This is a genomic window from Pantoea sp. alder81 (genome assembly GCF_020179835.1).
Lineage (GTDB): Bacteria > Pseudomonadota > Gammaproteobacteria > Enterobacterales > Enterobacteriaceae > Pantoea.
This window is the reverse complement of the sequence record NZ_JAIUDA010000002.1, coordinates 232393-247899: the sequence shown is the minus strand read 5'-3', so window position 1 is coordinate 247899 and position 15507 is coordinate 232393. Positions and strand designations below refer to the sequence as shown.

Annotated in this window: 9 protein-coding genes; 6 read left to right on the top strand and 3 right to left on the bottom strand. The window is 58.0% G+C overall.

The window, feature by feature from the left end; all coding sequences use genetic code 11:
- Positions 1 to 9: 9 nt before the first annotated feature.
- The 3 genes from tssM to LBW88_RS06065 all read right to left on the bottom strand — a co-directional run bounded on the left by tssM (position 10) and on the right by LBW88_RS06065 (position 3915).
- Positions 10 to 2124, bottom strand: a complete 2115-nt coding sequence (gene tssM, locus LBW88_RS06075; protein WP_224931697.1) for a type VI secretion system membrane subunit TssM — start codon at positions 2122 to 2124, stop codon at positions 10 to 12.
- A complete protein-coding gene (gene icmH / locus LBW88_RS06070; RefSeq protein WP_224931699.1) occupies positions 2124 to 3338 on the bottom strand; it encodes a type IVB secretion system protein IcmH/DotU in 1215 nt (404 codons plus the stop codon). The genes tssM and icmH overlap by 1 nt, the downstream gene beginning before the upstream one ends.
- 85 nt (positions 3339 to 3423) lie before the next feature.
- The gene (locus LBW88_RS06065; protein ID WP_224931701.1) at positions 3424 to 3915 is read right to left on the bottom strand and encodes an SH3 domain-containing protein; all 492 of its coding nucleotides are present in this window, start codon (positions 3913 to 3915) and stop codon (positions 3424 to 3426) included.
- A gap of 479 nt (positions 3916 to 4394) precedes the next feature.
- On the opposite strand from LBW88_RS06065, the gene LBW88_RS06060 reads away from it, so the two are divergent.
- From LBW88_RS06060 to LBW88_RS06035, 6 genes are all read left to right on the top strand, one after another.
- Positions 4395 to 5615, top strand: coding sequence for a nitrate regulatory protein (locus LBW88_RS06060; RefSeq protein ID WP_224931703.1), 1221 nt, complete (start codon positions 4395 to 4397; stop codon positions 5613 to 5615).
- 267 nt (positions 5616 to 5882) lie between these two features.
- Positions 5883 to 7136, top strand: a complete 1254-nt coding sequence (locus LBW88_RS06055) for a CmpA/NrtA family ABC transporter substrate-binding protein (RefSeq protein WP_224932026.1) — start codon at positions 5883 to 5885, stop codon at positions 7134 to 7136.
- Positions 7137 to 7147: 11 nt separating this feature from the next.
- Positions 7148 to 8023: a nitrate ABC transporter permease gene (gene ntrB, locus LBW88_RS06050; protein ID WP_224931705.1), complete on the top strand. Its 876-nt coding sequence runs from the start codon at positions 7148 to 7150 to the stop codon at positions 8021 to 8023.
- A gap of 10 nt (positions 8024 to 8033) precedes the next feature.
- A complete protein-coding gene (locus tag LBW88_RS06045) occupies positions 8034 to 8822 on the top strand; it encodes an ABC transporter ATP-binding protein (protein ID WP_224931706.1) in 789 nt (262 codons plus the stop codon).
- Between the two features lie 10 nt (positions 8823 to 8832).
- Complete coding sequence (gene nirB / locus LBW88_RS06040; RefSeq protein WP_224931707.1) at positions 8833 to 12900, top strand: nitrite reductase large subunit NirB; 4068 nt, start codon at positions 8833 to 8835, stop codon at positions 12898 to 12900.
- Complete coding sequence (locus tag LBW88_RS06035; protein ID WP_224931708.1) at positions 12897 to 15500, top strand: nitrate reductase; 2604 nt, start codon at positions 12897 to 12899, stop codon at positions 15498 to 15500. The genes nirB and LBW88_RS06035 overlap by 4 nt, the downstream gene beginning before the upstream one ends.
- The last annotated feature ends 7 nt before the right edge of the window (positions 15501 to 15507 follow it).

Sequence of the window (15507 nt, the reverse complement as noted above, 5' to 3'; positions counted from 1 at the left end):
ACCTCACCATTACTCACTGTGTCCGGTCAATCGCTGCGAAACCCGCTGAGGCGCGATCGCCAGCGAACTGCCATTCTCACCGGCATTTTTCAGATTTTCTGCAAGCTTGCGCATCATCAATGCGTTATCTCGCGCATAGGGAGACGACTGAATCTGCTGATCCAGCAGCTGGCTGAGGTGCCAGTCAAGCTGCTGCAAATCCCGTGCGCTGACATCATCAGGCAGGTTACGTTGCAGGTTCTGCATCAGCCAGCCACGCAGGAATTCGCCGTCGTAATTGCGCGGCTGATACAACATCTGGTAAGCACGCAGCGCGTTACGGCTGTATTCATTGTCATTACCGGGGTCGTTACGCAGCAAATTGGTGATTTGCTGGGCGACGCGCGGTAGCAGCAAAGACTTAAGCGCATTTTGATAAAGCACCCATGCCGCATCGCTTACCTGGTTACCACGATAGAGTCCCACGCGCATGCTAAGCGGTGGATTGTCGAGGGAAAAGCGCTCCGACAACGGCAACTTCACCAGGTTATTTAAGAAGGGTAGCAGATCAAAGATATTATCGGCTGGCTGATGGATCACCTGCTGACTCTGGCGGGTAATCGGCTCGATACGTGCAGTGACCTGGTCAAGGTAATGCTGGTTTTGGAAATAGCTGGCCAGCCATAAACCGGAGAGCAAGAGTAGTGCGCCGGTCAATGCACCGTAGCCAATCCAGTGGAACAGGCGGTTGCGATACTCCCAGTGACGGTTACTGCCCGCCAGGCCACTTTCGCGGAACACCAAATCGCTCAGCAGGTCGCGTATAAAGAAGCTCTGACCTTTATTTCCGGGTATGGGGTTGTTACGGGTGACGCTATCCCAGGTGGAGAGGCTACTTTCACCGGTATGCGGCAACTGCAGCTTACGGTTCAGTTCGCCCATGATGCGATCAAACGGTAAGCCTTCCTGAGTCCCGCTGGTAAAGAATAAGCCGCGCGCTGACCAGGCAATCTCATCCTCGTGGCGCGAGAACACCACATCCAGGTACTCGTTCAGCAACGGTCGTAATGAACTGAACTCCTGTGGGAACAGGAAACAGTCAGCACGCAGGGTGAGATCGCGTTCATTCGCCATCACCGTGGGCAGTTGCTGCTGCAGGCGCTGTTCTAATCGCTGATATTGCTGGCTAAAACTATTATGCCAGTCATCTTTGTGCGGTTTGCCGGGCTCCCAGGGGAAGGTGAATCCCCAGATGGCGTCGCGCTGCGGTTTGCTCAGGCCTTCGTTAAAGCTTAAAAAACCTTTCAGAAGATCGGTCTTGGTGACCATCACATACACCGGGAAATGGATACCGGTTTGCTGGTGTAACTCCTGCATGCGGCTACGCAATGCGCTGGCCTGCGCGTGGCGCGCTTCCGCGGAATCGGTGAGCAGGTCGGCGACGCTAATGGTCATGATCACACCGTTGATCGGCTGTCGGGTGCGATAGCGTTTTAACAGGTTGATGAAACTCTGCCACTCGGCGCCATCACGTGCGCGCTGGCTCTCCTGCAAAGCATAACGCCCTGCAGTATCAATCATCACCGCGCTGTCAGTGAACCACCAGTCGCAGTGACGAGTGCCGCCGACGCCGCGAATGGCCGCTTTACCGAGGCTATCGGTCAGTGGAAACTCCAGTCCGGCATTGAGCAGGGCGGTGGTTTTTCCCGCACCAGGCGCACCAATAATCACGTACCAGGGAAGCTGATAGAGATAGTGGCTCTGAAAACGTGCCAGCCAGCTCTGCTGATGGCGGCGGCCAAACTGCGTGCGTTTCAGGCGCAGGGCGGCTTCGCTGAATCGCTGAGACAGCAGCGTATCGGTAGCCTGGCGATCGGACAGCTCCTCCTGACTCATCTCCTGCAAACGGTTCAGGAGTTTGCTGTTAAACCAGCCACGCCAAATCGCAGGGATAAACTGGAACAACACCCAGCAGAAGAACAGCAAACCGACCAGCAGTTGACGAGGAAACACCGGCTCAAGCGGGCGCGTGTCTCCCCAGGTCCAGAGCGGCCCAAGCATCCACAGCACACAGCTTAAGGCCGTGACACCAATCAGGCTCCACAGCAGGCGGTGGGTTAACAGATGTTGCAGCGATGCGCGCATCACTCACCTCCCGGATGATTGCCAAGGGTTTCCGGTGCGGCAAACAGGGTGATTTCCACACGGCGATTGCGCGCGCGGTTTTCATTGCTGTCATTAGGCAGCAGAGGATTGCTGTCGCCGCGACCTTCCGCTTTCACGCTGTGCCCTTCAGCCAGTTGCGGATTCAGCAACTGCGTCACGGCGCGCGCGCGCGCAAAGGAGAATTCATAGCTCGAGGCAAACCGCCCATCAACAGGGCTGTTATCGGTATACACGGATACCAGCACCGTGCCTTTAACGGTTTTCATAGCGCTGGCAACGTGCGCCAGCAGCGCGCGACCGACCTGATTGACCACGGTTCCGTCCGGGGAGAAGAGTTTATCGGCGGGAATAATCACCTTGCTGCCAAATGCCCCATCGCTGACTTCCAGCTGACCGGCGGCGATCACATCGTTCAAACGCTGATGTAAATCCAGCAACGCCTGCGGTGAGGTAGGGCGACGCCCAGGCATAATTTGCGGCAACGGGGTTTGATAGATGGCACGCAGCAGCGGTTCGGCCGCGTTGCCCAGCCGCCAGTTCAGGCCGCTATAAATCAGGCAGGCAATCAGGGCCGCTAACATTGCACAGGCCCATAACGGCACCATCGGGCGGGTCAGGCGACTGACTAAGGGATGTACTTCCACCAGCGGGGCGGCCGGGTTAGCGGTCGATGGGCGTGTTTCCTGAATCAGTTGAGCGAGCCGTTTACGAATGCCTTCACACTGCGCACGGCCAGCGTCACTGCCGCGATAACGGCCTTCATAGCCCAGCAGCAGGCAGTAATGAATCAGCTCCAGCAGCCACAGGTGTTGTTGCGGGCTTTGCGAGACGCGGGAAAGCAGCTGAAACACTTTCTCGCCGCCCCAGCTTTCATTATGGAAAGTGACCAGCATCCCATTCCCTGACCACACACCGCGCGTACCCCATGGGGTTTGTGCGGCCGCTTCATCCAGTACGCTGCATAAACAGTAGCGCGCACCAATGATCATCTCGAACGGCAAACCGGCTTGCTTGCAGCGTTGTTCAAAATGGCGGATTTCTTCAATCAGCAACTGGCGTAAACCGGCGGGATCGTCATGCGTGGCAGCCTGCCGTATACGGACAACGGCATTCAGGATCGGTGCTGCGGCATTAAGCAAAAGGTTATCATTGCCCGCGACAATGCCATCGCGGGCAACAGAATCCTGGGTCATTAAATATCGTATTTCCTGGCAATCGCGCTATTGGCAGTCCACAGAGTACAACCTTGCTGTGGACAATCTGCGCCGTATTGCATTATCAGTCTAAGATCCAGGTCGCGGTATCGTTGGTACGGCAAGCCTTACTGGCGCCGCCAACAGCCACGCAGACCTGTTTAGTGCGGCGGGGACGCGGACGATCGCTGCGCACGGTGGCGTCATAACGGCTGCTTTCAACCCCAGCTTTCGGAGGGATGTAACCAATCAGCTGTCCATTGGGTTCATCGGCAACCGCTAACCAGCTATGTTCAACACGTCCCAGCACTTCAAAAGGTTTAGCGTTATCGAGATAACGTACTATCTTGCCGCCATAATCTGGCGTGGTCATCACCGATGCTGCGTAAAGCGCACGGAAACTCTCATTAACTGGCGTAAATTCGCCTGGTGCGGCCACCGCATTACGGTGGATCAGCTTGACGCCATTAACCTCACTGGTGACCAATGTGTCATCAGTCACCGCCGGGGGTGGCGCTTTACAACCCGCCAACGTTAATACCGCCAGCAGAGTTAGCAACAGACTCTTATTCACCATGAACCTCAAATTTCATCAGATTAGCTGCAGATTAATGTGTGGCACACGCATTTAAGGCGGGCAGAGTATGCAGCAGGAAAGCCATCAAAAAACAGTCAGATTACAGAAAGATAGTGCTGTGCTCAGTCTACCTAAGACTTTTGAGAATTCAATCCATTGCATCGCGAGAAATCCCGTGCTAACGGGCGAAAATAGCTCATAGCCCGGTGATAAAAAACGCGTGCCTTTAGTGATAGATAAGCTGAATTTACTTATTTACCCACGTAAGCGTATAACGCAGGCGATAAAGCCGAAGTTACCCATAAAGGTGCCTGATTAATAGTAAGCACTCTTAATCTTTCCTTAAGGTTAAAAAAAGATTGCGCGAGTAAACAATTTTCTTACTTTCGGAATTTCCGCGTACATTTCCACCATCTTTAAAGCCAGTCCGGCACGGCTTTTGCTTAACATTAGTATTGTTATTTTACGCAGAGAGCATTATGAGCCGGGCTTTAGAGTATTTGCGCGCCAGTCGCGCCAGCGAAGTTGCCAGCCTGAAACGATTAATGCGCACGGGCGAACAGATTCTGGCATTGAGTGAACTCATTCACGTGCTGCAGCGTGAGCGTGGTGCCAGCAACATCTGGATCTGTTCAGCGGGACGGCTGTTTGGCGAGGAACTGGATGCGCGCGCGCGTGAGGTCGCGCAACGGCAGGAAAATGCCCTTAAGCTCCTGCCGGAAGCGGTGGCGCAACCGGGTTACAGCCGTTTCTGCATGCTGATAGCCGCAGCGCTGCAGTCCTTAGAGAGTTTGCCGACATTACGCCAGCAAATACGGGCAGGGCAATGCAGCCATACGGAAGCGATGAATGGCTTTAACGACATCATCCGCACCCTGCTTAACCTGGTCTTCGAAGCCACTGATACGGCCAGTGAACCGGATATTTCCCGTGCGCTCATCGCGCTCTTTAGCTTTATGCAGGGTAAGGAGTTGGCGGGGCAGGAGCGAGCCACCGGTTCTGCCGGGTTCGCTGCTGGGGAGTTCACTGCGCAACAGCGCCAGCGGATTCAACTGTTGATCGCCGCTCAGGAGCAAAGCTTCGCGACCTTCAGTCAGTTCGCGGATGCGCAAAATCAGCAGCGATGGTTAATGATGGCGGATGCGGACAGCCAGATTGAGCGTCTGCGCCGCATTGCCTGCACCGGCGCGCAGTGCGGCGAAAATGGCGTGTTGCAGTGGTTCACGCTGCTCAGCCAACGTCTCGATCAGATGAAACAGATTGAGGATGCACTGTGCAGCACATTAATAGCTTGTTGCCAGCGTGCCATTGCGGCGAGCGAACAAGCTGAACCGCAGCTTTCAGCGATCAATGAGGACGCGAGTTTCTCATTGTATGTCGCTGGCGCCAGCTGGCTGGGTGAGCAGGAAACAACACTCGACAGTAACGGTCTCGCCCCCCAACTCGGCCGCTCTGTGCTGTCACTGATTCGCGAGCAGGCGCAACGGTTACAGGCACAGGCGGATGAACTTGCCACCATGCGTGCTTCTCTGGATGAGCGAAAAGTCATCGACCAGGCCAAAGGATGGCTAATGCAGCAGCACGGTTTTAGCGAGCAGGATGCGTGGCAAGCGCTGCGCAAAAGTGCCATGAATCAGAACAAACGCATGCTGGATATTGCTCAGGCGATCCTCGCCGTCGCGGCCACGCTGAAGCCATAACCCGAAGGAGGTAGTTGCACAAAGCTTGTGCGTATTATGCGTCCTGGCAGTGCAAAGCGGAGTCAGATTCACGGCTCAATGGCGCGCTAATATTGATTTTGCAGTAAAAAATTTTCTGGCACAGGCTTTGCAATATTCCACTGACATTGCGCATTTGTTTCGCCAACGGCGGTGAAGCGAGTGCTTTGGATAAAGGCGTCCGACCCCATGTTTTTACGACATGCGGGAGGACGCCTTTTTTTATTTCTTTTTTTCAGGAAGCGCATGATGAGTAAAACGCGGTTTTCAGTCTCACGTCGTCAGTTCCTGCTGAGTAGCGCAGTGGTAGGCAGCAGTTATTTATTGCCGGGCTTACGTAACGCGGTTTGGGCTGCCGGATCAGATGCGCCCGAAAAAAGCAGCGTGCGCGTGGGCTTTATTCCACTCACTGACTGCGCTCCGGTAGTGATGGCATCGGTGAAAGGATTTGATAAGAAGTACGGTCTGACGCTGCAACCGAGCAAAGAAGCCAGTTGGGCGGCGGTGCGTGACAAACTTACTGCGGGCGAGTTGGATGCGGCGCACGCGCTGTACGGCATGATCTACGGCTTACAGCTGGGCGTAGCAGGCCCACAGCACGACATGGCTAACCTGATGACGTTGAATAACAACGGTCAGGCCATCACGCTCGCCAATCAACTGAAAGAGCAGAAGGTCACCGATGCCACTAGCTTGCAAAAGCTGATCGCCAGCCAGGCCAAAGGCACGTTCACCTTCGCGCACACCTTCCCGACCAGCACCCACGCCATGTGGCTCTATTACTGGCTGGCAAACGCCGGTATCGATCCCTTTGAGGATGTGCGCACCGTGGTGGTGCCGCCGCCGCAGATGGTGATGAACATGAAGATGGGCAACATGAGCGGCTTCTGCGTGGGCGAGCCATGGAATCAGCGCGCCATCAGCGACAACATCGGTTTTACCGCCGCCACCACGCAGCAAATCTGGCCCGATCATCCGGAAAAAATCCTCGCCACTCGCGCGCAATGGGTGCAAGAGAACCCTAACACGGCGCGCGCCATGACGGCAGCGGTGCTGGAAGCCGCACGCTGGATCGATGCTTCTGATGAAAACCGCAAAGAGACCGCCGCCGTATTAGCCGGGCGCGCATGGATCAACACCAAAGTTGAAACCTTAGAAGGGCGCATGCTCGGCCAGTACGAAAACGGTCTCGGCCAGAAATGGCAGGACGCGCATGCCATGCGCTTTTTCCACGATGGCGAAGTGAGCTTCCCATGGATCTCTGATGGCATGTGGTTCCTGACGCAAATGAAGCGCTGGGGCATGGTGAAGACCGCTCCCGATTACGCTGCCGTTGCCCATCAAATCAATCGTATCGACATCTACAAACAAGCCGCCAGCGCAGTGGGAGGCGTCTCCGTGCCGTCCAGTGAAATGCGCAGCAGCACCCTTATCGACGGCAAGGTGTGGGACGGCAGTAACCCTGCCGCTTATGCCGACAGTTTTGCCATTAAACGCAGTTAAGTGAGGTCAGCATGAAATCTGAAGCCCGCACGCTAAAACCCGCGACGCCTGTCGTCGCTCAGCCGGCGCAGGTGATTGCGCTTAACGTGCCACAGAAACCGCGCGCTCGTCAGCGCTGGTTGCAACCGCTGCTACAACGACTGATCCCGGCGAGTTGCGGCGTCATTCTGCTGCTGTTTGTCTGGCAGCTGGCATCGATGTCGAGCAAAGGCTTCCCTACGCCGTATGCCACCTGGCAGGCGGCCGTCACGCTGTTTGCTGACCCTTTCTACAACAATGGGCCAAACGACCAGGGTATCGGCTGGAACATCGTCGCCTCGCTGCAACGCGTGGCGGTGGGCTTTGGTCTGGCAGCGCTGGTGGGCATCCCAGCCGGTTTCCTGATTGGCCGCTTCACCTTTGTGGCGCGCATGTTTAACCCGATCATCGCGCTGCTGCGTCCGGTCAGCCCGTTGGCGTGGTTGCCGATTGGTCTGCTGCTGTTCCAGCGTGCGGAACCGGCCTCCAGCTGGACCATTTTCATCTGCTCAATCTGGCCGATGGTGATCAACACCGCCGAGGGCGTGCAGCGCATCCCGCAGGATTACCTCAACGTCGCCCGCGTGCTGCAACTCAACGAATGGACGGTGATGCGCCGCATTTTGTTCCCGGCGGTATTGCCCGCCGTGCTCACCGGGATGCGCCTGTCGATGGGCATCGCCTGGCTGGTGATCGTTGCTGCCGAGATGCTGACCGGCGGTCTCGGGATTGGCTTCTGGATCTGGAACGAGTGGAACAACCTCAACGTGGAAAACATCCTGATCGCCATCGTGGTGATCGGCGTGATTGGGCTGTTGCTGGAGCAGGCACTGATGCTGCTGGCACGTCGTTTTAGCTGGGATAAATAAGGGGCCGATGATGAATCCGATTATTCGCGTACAGCAGGTGAGTCAGCGTTTTAACACCGCCAGCGGTGAATTTCTGGCACTCGATAACGTTAGCTTCGATATCCACGCGGGTGAAACATTGAGCCTGATTGGCCACTCCGGCTGCGGTAAATCCACTTTGCTCAACTTGATCGCTGGCTTAACTCAACCGAGCAGCGGCGTACTGCTATGTGAGAACCGCGAAATCAGCGGCCCCGGCCCCGAGCGTGCGGTGGTATTTCAGAACCACTCGCTGCTGCCATGGCTCACCGCCTATCAGAACGTTGAGCTGGCGGTGCAGCAGGTGTTTAAAGGGCAGATGGACAAGCGCGAGATGAGCGAGTGGATCGAACACAACCTCAATCGCGTGCAGATGAGCCACGCGATGCACAAGCGCCCCTCGGAAATCTCCGGCGGCATGAAACAGCGCGTCGGTATTGCGCGTGCGCTGGCGATGAAACCGCGCGTGCTGCTGTTGGATGAGCCGTTCGGCGCGCTCGACGCCTTAACGCGCGCCCACCTGCAAGACAGCGTGATGCGCATCCAGCAGGAGCTGAAAACCACCATTGTGCTGATCACCCATGACGTGGATGAAGCGGTGTTGCTGTCGGACCGCGTGCTGATGATGACCAACGGCCCGGCGGCGCAGGTGGGCGAGATCCTCGCTATCGATCTGCCACGCCCACGTTCGCGCGTGGCGCTGGCCGATGAGCCGCGCTATCACCAGCTACGCCAGCAGATCCTGCATTTCCTCTACGAAAAACAGACGGCAGTGGCGTAAGGAGCGGGCGATGACTCAGCAACTGGTGGTGATTGGTAATGGCATGGCGGCGATGCGCATGGTGGAAACCTTGCTGCAACGTGCGCCGGGCCGCTATGCCATCACGGTGATTGGCCGTGAAGCACAGGGCAATTACAACCGAGTGCTGCTGTCACCGGTGCTGTCTGGGGAAAAAGCCTTCGCGGACACGCTGATCCACACGCCTGAATGGTATGTCGCACATGACGTACAACTGCTGATGGGGGAAGAAGCACTGCAAGTGGATCTCACCGCACGGACGGTGTTCACCGATCAACGCACGCTGCACTGGGACCAGCTGGTGTTTGCCTGTGGTTCACAACCGCGTATGCCGGATCTGCCGGGTGTTGAACGCCCGCAGGTGTTGGGGTTCCGCACCTTGCGCGATGTCGACACCATGCTGGCGCAGGATGGCCCCGTGGTGGTGCTGGGCGGTGGATTGATTGGGGTGGAAGCGGCTGCGGCGCTGCGTCTGCGCGGTCGCGACGTCACGCTGTTGCATCATCGTCCGTGGCTGTTGGATCGCCAACTGGATCAACAGGCGGGTGCACTACTGACACAGCATCTCACTCAGCGCGGTATCCACTGTCGCCTCGGCGTATCGCTGCAATCGATCCATTGCGCTCATGTGACGCTCACCGATGGCACGTTACTGCCCGCGCAGCAGGTGGTGATGGCGATTGGCGTGGTGCCGGAAATCGCCCTGGCGCAGCAGGCTGGCGTGCCATGCCAGCGCGGCATCATCGTTAACCGTCAGCTGCAAACCCAGGTCGCTAACGTCTATGCGCTGGGCGAATGCTGTGAAATCGACGGTGAGACCTTTGGCCTGGTAGCGCCGTGCCTGGCTCAGGCCGACGTGCTGGCGGCACAGCTTGCTGATGAACCGGTGGCGGATTTTTACCATCAGGAGAGCGGTACGCGGCTCAAAGTCACCGGCATTGAGATGTTCAGCGCGGGCGACATCCGTGAAGGCGACTCTATCACCAGTTTTGATCCTTTCGACGGCCACTATCGCCGTCTGTTCTTACGCGATGGCGCCCTGCGCGGCGTGCTGCTGTTTGGCGACAGTCAGGGCGCCAGTTCGCTGCTAACCCAATTACAACAGGCAGAACACGTGGACATTCACGCGCTGTTTGGTCTGGAGAATCCCTTAACGCAGCCGTGTGCTGCAGGAAGCAATGTGATGAGCAAACCTCTTCTCGCCGTGGTGGGCCACGGCATGGTCAGCCACCATTTTCTTGAGCAGCTGGTGAGTCGTGAACTGCACCAGCACTATCACATCGTGGTGTATGGCGATGAGCCGCAGATGGCGTATGACCGCGTGCACCTCACCGAGTACTTCACCGGCAAAAGTGCCGACGATCTCTCTCTGGTGAGCGAAAACTTCTTCGCGCAACATGGTATTGAATTGCGCACGGGTTGCGAAGTGCTGGCGATTGATACCGACAAGCGCAGCCTGCGCGATGCCAGCGGTGCGGAGCTGGCATGGGACAAACTGGTGCTGGCCACCGGATCGATGCCGTTTGTGCCGCCGGTGCCAGGACGTGAGAATCCGCGCTGTTTTGTCTATCGCACCCTGGTCGATCTCGATGCGATTGCCGCCTGCGCCAAACAGGCCACGCGCGGCGTGGTGATCGGCGGCGGTTTGCTGGGTTTGGAAGCGGCCAACGCCCTGAAGCAACTCGGGCTGGAAACCCACGTGGTGGAGTTTGCCCCGCGTCTGATGGCGGTGCAGCTGGATGACGGCGGGGCGCAAATGCTGCGCGGCAAAATCAGCGCGCTGGGCGTGCAGATCCACACCAGCAAACAGACCGAAGCGATTGAAAGCCAGCCGGACGGCAGCGTGCTGCTGCGCTTTGCCGATGGCAGCGTACTGGAAACCGATCTGATTGTGTTCTCCGCCGGTATCCGACCACGCGATACTTTGGCGCGTGCGGCGGGCATCCAACTCGGTGAGCGGGGTGGCATTGCCATTAACGACGGCTGTGAAACCAACGTGGCCGGCGTGTATGCGATTGGCGAGTGTGCGCTGTGGCAAGGGCAGGTTTTTGGTTTGGTGGCACCGGGCTATCAGATGGCGCGCGTGCTGGCAGCGCAGCTGGCGCAGGAGGAGCTGGCATTCGGCGGCGCGGATATGAGCACCAAGCTTAAACTGCTCGGTGTGGAAGTGGCCTCGTTTGGGGATGCGCATGGCCGCACCGCTGACAGTCAAAGCTATCACTGGACTGACAATCCCAAAGGCATCTACAAAAAACTGGTGGTGTGCAAAGACAGCAAAACCTTGCTCGGCGGTGTGCTGGTGGGTGACAGCGGTGATTACAGCAGTCTGCTTCAGATGATGCTCAACAAGATGCCGCTGCCGAGTGAACCAGAAAGCCTGATCCTGCCGCAGCTGGCAGGGGCGCCATCCAAAGCGTTGGGGGTAGCGGCGTTGCCGGAAGCCGCGCAGATCTGCTCATGCCACAACGTCAGCAAGGGGGATATTTGTGCAGCCGTGCAGGGCGGTTGCGGCGATATGGCCGCAATCAAAAGCTGCACCAAAGCGGCCACCGGCTGTGGCGGCTGTAGTGCGCTGGTGAAACAGGTGATGGAGCTGGAGCTGGCGAACCAGGGTGTGGTGGTCAAAAAGGATATCTGCGAGCACTTTGCCTACTCACGGCAGGAGCTGTATCACCTGATACGCGTCGGCAATATCACCACCTTTGATCACCTGATCCAGCAGCATGGTCGAGGTCACGGCTGTGAAGTGTGCAAGCCGCTGGCGGGCTCGCTGCTGGCATCGTGCTGGAACGAGTATCTGCTCAAACCCCAGCATCTGCCGTTGCAGGACACCAATGACCGCTACTTTGCCAACATCCAGAAAGACGGCACTTACTCCGTGGTGCCGCGCGTGCCAGCCGGAGAAATCACGCCTAAAGGGCTGATTGCCATCGGCGAAGTAGCGGCCCGTTACGATCTCTACACCAAAATCACCGGCGGACAGCGTATCGATCTATTTGGCGCACGGCTGGATCAGCTGCCGGACATCTGGGAAACACTGATTGCCGCTGGCTTCGAGACCGGCCACGCCTACGGCAAATCGCTGCGCACCGTGAAGTCCTGTGTCGGCTCGACCTGGTGTCGGTATGGCGTGCAGGACTCCACCGCTTTCGCTATCGCGCTGGAGAATCGCTACAAAGGGCTTCGTGCGCCACACAAAATCAAAATGGCGGTGTCGGGCTGTACCCGCGAGTGTGCTGAAGCGCAGAGCAAGGACATTGGGGTGATCGCCACCGATAAAGGCTGGAACCTCTATGTGTGCGGCAATGGCGGCATGAAGCCGCGTCACGCTGACCTGTTCGCCAGCGATCTGGATGATGAAACGCTGTTGCGCTATGTGGATCGCATTCTGATGTTTTATGTGCGTACCGCCGACCGTCTGCAGCGCACCAGCGTGTGGATGGACAACATGGAGGGCGGACTGGATTACCTGCGCAGCGTGATCATCGAGGATGCCCTTGGTATCGGCGACATGCTGGAGCAGGAGATGCAATTGGTGGTGGATCGCTACCAGTGCGAGTGGCAAAGCACGCTGCAGGATCCTTCACGTCGTGCATTGTTCAGTGCAACAGTCAACAGTGAGCAAGCGGATGAAACCCTGAACTATGTGCGCGTGCGCGACCAGCGACAACCCGCGGCCATGGACATCATTCCAGTGACAACGCTGCCTGCTGAACCCTGGAGCGCCATTTGTGATGTGGCGTCAATTCCTGAGGCCGCAGGGATGGGTGCGCGACTGGGTGGCCAGCGTGTGGCGCTGTTCCGTTTTGGTGAAGCAATCTACGCGCTGGAGGATATTGAGCCGGGCACGCAGGCCAGCGTATTGTCGCGCGGGATTCTCGGTGATGTGGCGGGCGAACCGGTGGTGATCTCTCCGCTATATAAGCAGCGGATTCGTTTGCGCGATGGACAGAGTCTGGATAATGCCGAGCACCAACTGCGCTGCTGGCCGGTACGCGTCGATGGCGGCAAAGTGTGGCTCGGTCATCAACCTATTCTCGCGCTCGCGGCAGCATCATGAAAACCACCTGTCCTTACTGCGGCGTGGGCTGTGGCGTAGAAATCCACGCGCCCGAACAGCCGGTGAGCGGGGACCGTCAGCACCCGGCGAACTTTGGCCGCCTGTGCGTGAAAGGCTCTGCGCTGGGTGAAACCCTGTCTCATGAAGGGCGTCTGTTGTGGCCGAAGATCCACGGTGAACGCGTCAGCATGGATCAGGCGCTGGATCATGTCGCACAAGGGCTGCGCCGTATCATCGATCAGCATGGCCCACAGGCAGTGGCGTTTTATGGCTCTGGCCAACTTCTGACTGAGGACTACTACACCGCCAACAAGCTGATGAAGGGCTTTATCGGCGCCGCCAATATCGATACCAATTCACGGCTCTGTATGGCGTCGGCGGTGGTGGGCTACAAACGGGCGTTTGGTGCCGATGCAGTGCCCTGCTGTTATGAAGATATCGAGCAGGCGGATATGGTGGTGCTGGTCGGTTCAAACGCGGCGTGGGCGCATCCGGTGGCGTGGCAGCGGCTGGTGCAGGCGAAAACCGATCGACCCGAGATGCAGCTAGTGGTGATCGACCCACGTCGCACGGCCAGCTGTGATATCGCCGATCTGCATCTGGCCCTGCAGCCGGGGTCGGACAGTGCGCTGTTCTCCGGGCTGCTTAACTGGCTGAGCGACAATGATGCGGTGGATGCAAGCATGCTGCCCCATCTGTCCAACGTCGAAGCCTCGCTGGCGGCCTGCAAAGCCTGGGATCTGGCCACAGTCGCCGCCGCCTGCCAGCTCAGCGAGCAAGATATTGTGGCTTTCTGGCAACGGTTTGCCCAGCAACCCCGCGTGGTGACGTTGTGGTGCATGGGAATCAACCAGTCGCAAACCGGCAGTGACAACAATAACGCCATCATCAATGCCCATCTGCTCAGCGGAAAAATCGGCTATGCAGGCGCGGGTCCCTTTTCATTAACCGGACAGCCGAACGCCATGGGCGGGCGTGAGGTCGGTGGTTTAGCCAATCAGCTGGCGGCGCACATGGGGTTCAGTGAAGAGGAGGTGGACCGCGTGAGTCGCTTCTGGAACAGCCCGCAGGTGGCACGTCAGCCCGGTTTAACCGCGGTTAATCTGTTCAATGCGATTGATAGCGGCGAAGTCAAAGCAGTGTGGATCATGGGCACCAATCCGGCGGTGTCGATGCCTGAAGGGAATCGTGTTGCTCAGGCGTTGGCCAGGTGCCAACTGGTGGTGGTGTCCGAAGTCAGTGCGCGCAGTGATACCGCTGATTTGGCTGATGTTTTGCTACCGGCACAAGGGTGGGGCGAGAAGAACGGCACGGTAACCAACTCCGAGCGGCGCATATCACGCCAGCGCAGTTTTATTGCCCCGGCCGGCGAAGCGAAACCTGACTGGTGGTTACTGGCGCAGGTGGCGCAGCGTCTGGGATATGCCGAAGCCTTTGCCTGGCAGCATCCCAGCGAAATCTTTGCCGAACATGCCGCGCTGTCTGGCTTTGAAAATCAAGGCCGTCGCGCCTTCGATATTAGCGCCCTGGCGCAGATCACTCGTGAGCAATATGACCAGCTCGCGCCCGTTCAGTGGCCGCTCAATGACAGCGCACCGAGTGGCACCGCACGGCTGTTTGCCGATCGTCGTTTCTTCCACGCGGATGGCAAAGCGCGTTTGTTGCCGCCGGCCATTCCGGTTAAGACGCTGACCAGTTCGCGATATCCCTTATTGATGAACACCGGGCGCATTCGTGATCAGTGGCACACCATGACGCGCACCGGCAACGTGCCGCGCCTGATGCAACATTACGATGAGCCTTTTGTCGCGCTGCACCCGCTTGATGCGGCGGCACACGGCTTAAGTCAGGGCGAACTCACCCGCGTGCAGTCGGCATTGGGCTGGTGGAGTGGTCGCGTGATGATCGACAGTGGATTAACGCGCGGGCAGCTGTTTGTCCCGATGCACTGGACGCGTCAGTTTAGTGCGCAGGCAAATGTCGACGGCTTAGTGGCGGCTCACTGCTGTCCTGACTCGGGGCAACCTGCGTTGAAGCAGACCGCAGTGCGTTTGCAACCGCTGCGTCCGTCGTGGCAGGGATGGTTGTTCATGCCTGAGGTGATAACACCACCGAAACTGCTGTATTGGTCGCGTGCGCCGCAACAGGGAGCACAGCGGTATGTGCTGGCGGGTGAGGCGCAGGCAGCAGATTGGTTGATGCAGTTACCCGCTATGCAGGAAGTGCAGTGGCAACGGGCGCAGGCGGGACAGCAGTTACACATGCTGGGCTGGCGCAGCGGACGTTTAGTGTGTGCGTTTTATGCCGCGCCCTGGTTGCCAGAGATTGATCATGGCTTCGTGGCGCGAGCCTTCACGGAGACGCCAACGTCTCCGCAGCTGCGTCATGCGCTATTGGGTGGGCGTCCGGCTCAGGGGGAAAGCCAGGGCCGGACAATTTGCAGCTGTTTCGGCGTGGGAGAAGTGGCGATCCGTCGGGCGATCGAGCAGGGCTGCGACTCGCCAGCGGCACTCGGTGCCGCGTTAAAGTGCGGCACCAACTGTGGCTCCTGTATTCCGGAACTTAAAAACTTACTGGCAACCCTGCGTGTGGCGCAGTAGCGGAGAA

Coding starts and splice junctions, on each gene's coding strand:
- LBW88_RS06055 (WP_224932026.1), top strand. CDS start 5,883: ATGAGTAAAACGCGGTTTTCAGTCTCACGTCGTCAGTTCCTGCTGAGT.
- nirB (WP_224931707.1), top strand. CDS start 8,833: ATGACTCAGCAACTGGTGGTGATTGGTAATGGCATGGCGGCGATGCGC.
- LBW88_RS06045 (WP_224931706.1), top strand. CDS start 8,034: ATGAATCCGATTATTCGCGTACAGCAGGTGAGTCAGCGTTTTAACACC.
- ntrB (WP_224931705.1), top strand. CDS start 7,148: ATGAAATCTGAAGCCCGCACGCTAAAACCCGCGACGCCTGTCGTCGCT.
- LBW88_RS06035 (WP_224931708.1), top strand. CDS start 12,897: ATGAAAACCACCTGTCCTTACTGCGGCGTGGGCTGTGGCGTAGAAATC.
- icmH (WP_224931699.1), bottom strand. CDS start 3,338: ATGACCCAGGATTCTGTTGCCCGCGATGGCATTGTCGCGGGCAATGAT.
- LBW88_RS06065 (WP_224931701.1), bottom strand. CDS start 3,915: ATGGTGAATAAGAGTCTGTTGCTAACTCTGCTGGCGGTATTAACGTTG.
- LBW88_RS06060 (WP_224931703.1), top strand. CDS start 4,395: ATGAGCCGGGCTTTAGAGTATTTGCGCGCCAGTCGCGCCAGCGAAGTT.
- tssM (WP_224931697.1), bottom strand. CDS start 2,124: ATGCGCGCATCGCTGCAACATCTGTTAACCCACCGCCTGCTGTGGAGC.